This is a genomic window from Actinomycetota bacterium, assembly GCA_030682655.1.
Classification (GTDB): Bacteria; Actinomycetota; Coriobacteriia; order Anaerosomatales; family JAUXNU01; genus JAUXNU01.
Window position 1 is genome coordinate 1 of record JAUXNU010000098.1, and the last position, 3,532, is coordinate 3,532.

Here is a 3,532-nt window from a genome sequence, read left to right on the forward strand (position 1 = left end):
TCGGCGGCGGCCGTGTCGTAGGCGCGCAGCTCCAAGAACTCCTCGGCAGCCGATGCGATGGTCACGGTGCCGCCAGCGTGCCGCTGTCCGACGGGCACCTCGGTCGCGAATGCGCGCAGCAGCGGCGTGGCGCGCACCGCCCGTACGTGGCGAATGAATCGGGCGCGCTCGCCGTCGATCTCGACGAGTCCGAAGTCCTCGAGCGGCTCCAGGAGCCGCAGCTGCACGGCAAGGTCGATCGAGTCCCGCTGACCGCCCGGGTAGTACTCCTCGCGGTCCCAGATGCCGTGACCGACGACCACGTACCGGCGAAGCTCCTCGATTCCGACCCAGCGCTCCTCGGCATCGACGGCGGCCAGCATGATCGACCCGAAGCAGAACTGGAGCACGGGATCGTCCGGCATCCGGTCGGTGTAGCCCAGATTCGTCTCCAGGAAGTACGCGACCCACAGCGCGAGGAACAGCGCCCCCTCGCGTCCGGGCTCGATCAGATGGCGGCCGCGCTTGGTGGTCACGAACGCGCCCCGGTGTCGCCGCAACATCCCGCCGTTGACGAGCGCGATCCGCAGCAGGTTCAGCCTGTGCAGGTCCTCCTCGTCGACGACCTTGTTGAGGAAGCGGACGCCCTCGATGTAGCCTTCGGGCCACCGCATGCCCTCCAGCGCGAGGCCGACGAAGCGCCGGTTGAGGTTGCCGAGCGTCTTGGTGGCGATGATGGGCTCTCGGGCGGCGGCTTCGAGGAGGAAGCGCGCGTTGTGCAGCAGGCAGCTGCCTGCCAGATCCTCGGCGGCGATCGAGCCGGAGAGGGCGAGCGTACCGAGGCGGTAGGGGTTCGGTTCTTCCAGAAGTCGGGTCACGGCGGGCCTTTCGTGGACGGTGCCTCATCTTAGCGTGACATGGGTGCAGCCGGACCGAGTGTACCGTTCACTGTCGCGTCCTTGTATTGAACGTTGTACACTAAAGTTCAATAAGGGGGAGTCATGGCGTACTTTGTGAAGGAATACTGGGTCTCCGAAGGCGACGGCATCACGCGCAACGACCGTCGCGGATGCGCGTACGACGCCTACGTCCCAGACCCGCTGACTGGCCGAACGTTCACGCTCGACGGTGAGGTCGCCGCAGATGTCGCGGACGCCGAGGCGGCCATCCTGAGATTGAACGCTGCTGCCTCCAGTCTCGCCAACACCGAAGCCATAGCCCGCCTGCTCCTCAGGGCTGAAGCCGTTGCTTCATCACGTATCGAGGGGCTTCAGGTGGGGGCTCGCCGACTACTGCGTGTAGAAGCGGCGCGCGAGTTCGAGGGGCGCTCTCGAATGGATGTCACAGCAGAAGAGGTGCTCGGCAACATCGACGCGATGGCTGCGGCGCTTGCGAGTGCGGAGAGCGAAGACCGTATCACAGTCGAGACGATCCTCGGCATTCACGAGCGGCTGCTTGCGAACACCGATCTTGCGAGATTCGCCGGCCAGGTTCGCGATGTTCAGAACTGGATCGGTGGGAGCGCGTACAACCCGTGCGCGGCAGCGTATGTTCCGCCACCCCCGTCCGAGGTTCCTGCTTTGCTCGCTGACCTAGCGGAGTTCTGCAACGACGATTCGCTTCCGGCGGTCGCGCAAGCAGCCGTAGCACACGCGCAGTTCGAAACCATCCATCCGTTCGTCGACGGCAACGGGCGCACCGGGCGAGCGCTGATTCATCTCATCCTGCGCCGTCGGGGTCTTGCCCCCCGGGTCGTGGCACCAGTGTCGTTGGTTCTTGCGACGTTGGCGGTCGACTACATGTCGGCGCTCACCACATATCGCTACGACGGTGAGCCGACGTCGGCCGACGCACTGCGCGGCTTGAACCGGTGGATTGCGTTGTTTTCTGGTTGCTGTACGCGGTCCGTTCGGGATGCGGGCGTGTTCGGGCAGCGAGTGCTGGCAATTCAGGCTGAGTGGCGTGAGCGGCTCGGCGCGGTGCGGCGTGGCTCTTCCGCTGACATCCTCATGGACGAACTCCCGGGAATGCCGATCCTCACGGTGAATGGTGCGGCACGCCTACTTGACAGGAGCTTCCGAGCCACGAACCTTGGAATCGAGATGCTCGTTGACGCCGGTGTGCTGCGACAGGTGAATGTTGGCCGTCGCAATCGTGCGTTCGAAGCGATCGAGATCATCGAGGCCTTCACGGCCTTCGAACGACAGCTCGCGAGTCCATCAGGCGACACACGCACTGACCCGCCGACGCGGCCTGTTCCGGCGCGCCGTACGAAGGGAGACTCGTGAGCCTCACCGAGTCGCAAGTCGAAGAAGCGACGCTGCATTGGCTCAGCGAGTTGGGCTACGCCCGCGCATACGGCCCCAACCTGCTGCAGGACGGCACAACGCCCGAGCGGGACGAGCACACGGTGTTCCTCGATGCGCGGTTGCGTGCGGCGCTCGCGCGGCTGAACCGGGGGTTGTCGGCCTCGGCGACCGAGGACGCGGGTCGGAAGCTCACGCGGGTGAGCGCGCCCTCGCTGATTGCCGCGAATCGCGTGCTACATCGCCTGATCGTCGATGGTGTGCCGGTGGAGTACTCGCGCCCTGATGGTTCGATAGCCGGCGCTCAGGTTCGCGTGATCGACTTCGACGAGCCCGATGCCAACAACTGGCTGGTCGTGAACCAGCTCACTGTGGTCGACGGTGAGCACCATCGCAGGCCCGATGTGGTCGTGTACGTGAACGGACTGCCGCTTGCGGTTATTGAGCTCAAGAACCCGGCAGACGCCAAAGCCGACTGGCTCTCGGCGTACAAGCAGCTCCAGACCTACAAGGCGGAGATTCCGTCGCTGCTCACATACGATGAGGCACTCGTCGCTTCGGACGGCACGACTGCGCGCATCGGCGCGCTCACTGCCGGACGCGAGTGGTTCATGCCATGGCGCACAATCGACGGCGACGATATCGCGTCCTCCGCGGCGCTGGAACTCGAGGTGCTCATCAAAGGCGTGTTCGACAAGCGGCGCGTACTCAACCTCATCCAGCACTTCATTGTCTTCGAAGATCCGGGCGATGGCACGCTCGCCAAGAAGATGGCGGGATACCATCAGTTCCACGCGGTGAACGCCGCATTCAAGGAGACGCTGCGTGCGAGCGGCCATCGTCATGGTCATGGTGATGGCGATCATCGCGGCCAACCGCTTGCGGCAGAGAAGCGTGCAGTGTGGGAGTCTGGCGGCAGTCGCACCAACGGAGACAAGCGCATCGGCGTGGTGTGGCACACGCAGGGGAGTGGCAAGTCGCTGACGATGGCGTTCTACGCCGGGCGCGTCATGCGCGCGCCGGAGATGGGCAATCCCACCGTCGTGGTGATCACGGACCGAAACGACCTCGACGACCAGCTCTTCGGCACGTTCGCGCGTTGCACCGAACTTCTCGGCGAACCGCCCGTACAGGCTGCTGACCGAGCGGACTTGCGCCGCCTGCTCACGCGTGAGGCGGGCGGCGTCGTATTCACTACCGTGCAGAAGTTCTTCCCGGAGCAGAAGGGCGACACGCACCCGGTGCTC

Annotated in this window: 3 protein-coding genes; 2 read left to right on the forward strand and 1 reads right to left on the reverse strand. The window is 65.0% G+C overall.

Annotated elements, in window-relative coordinates; all coding sequences use genetic code 11:
- Positions 1–857, reverse strand: an 857-nt coding sequence (locus Q8K99_05700) for a hypothetical protein (GenBank protein MDP2182050.1), incomplete at its 3' end; no start/stop codon positions are given.
- A gap of 123 nt (positions 858–980) precedes the next feature.
- On the opposite strand from Q8K99_05700, the gene Q8K99_05705 reads away from it, so the two are divergent.
- A complete protein-coding gene (locus Q8K99_05705; protein ID MDP2182051.1) occupies positions 981–2,267 on the forward strand; it encodes a Fic family protein in 1,287 nt (428 codons plus the stop codon).
- Positions 2,264–3,532, forward strand: a 1,269-nt coding sequence (locus tag Q8K99_05710; GenBank protein ID MDP2182052.1) for a type I restriction endonuclease, incomplete at its 3' end; no start/stop codon positions are given. The genes Q8K99_05705 and Q8K99_05710, both read left to right, overlap by 4 nt.

Bases quoted from the DNA above. Each gene is read 5' to 3' on its own strand.
- Q8K99_05705 (MDP2182051.1), top strand. From the start codon at position 981: ATGGCGTACTTTGTGAAGGAATACTGGGTCTCCGAAGGCGACGGCATC.